At 49.1% G+C, this 430-nt stretch carries 1 protein-coding gene; it reads right to left on the bottom strand.

What is annotated here, in order from left to right:
• Positions 1-430: hypothetical protein (locus tag DEQ92_RS23680; protein WP_158547671.1), on the bottom strand; the 430-nt coding region annotated here is incomplete at both ends.

Genomic DNA, 430 nt, shown 5'->3' with positions numbered 1-430 from the left:
AGTCTTCTTGACTCTGTCCAACCTTTCTCGTGATCCCACTGACGCTGGTTTGTTTGTAAGCTTCGGTGACAAAGAACGGATAGAATAGCTTCTGAAAATCACCGCCAACCAACTGCAACTCGTTTCTCAGGTTGACAGTAAGTGCTACCTCCAGGAGCATCGCCAGCGCATCGACGTACCACACGACCATATTTTCATTCGAGTTGTAGGAATCTGCCATCTTATCGAAGAAGGCGATCTCCTGCTGCCCATCGATTTCGTTCACAACAAAGATGTGGGAGAGATATTCCGTATCGAGGTGCCTCCGCGCCCGGCTGAGATACTCAGTGTGCTTTCCCTCTGTTTCTTCGTCTCCAAAGTTCGCCTCGTCTCCGGATTTTGTATCAACGATGCCACCCACTGTAGAGTATTTATTATCCGGATCTGGTGC

The sequence above is a fragment of the Haloferax sp. Atlit-6N genome, assembly GCF_003383195.1.
GTDB classification, from domain to species: domain Archaea; phylum Halobacteriota; class Halobacteria; order Halobacteriales; family Haloferacaceae; genus Haloferax; species Haloferax gibbonsii.
This window is presented reverse-complemented; position numbering and strand designations above follow the sequence as displayed.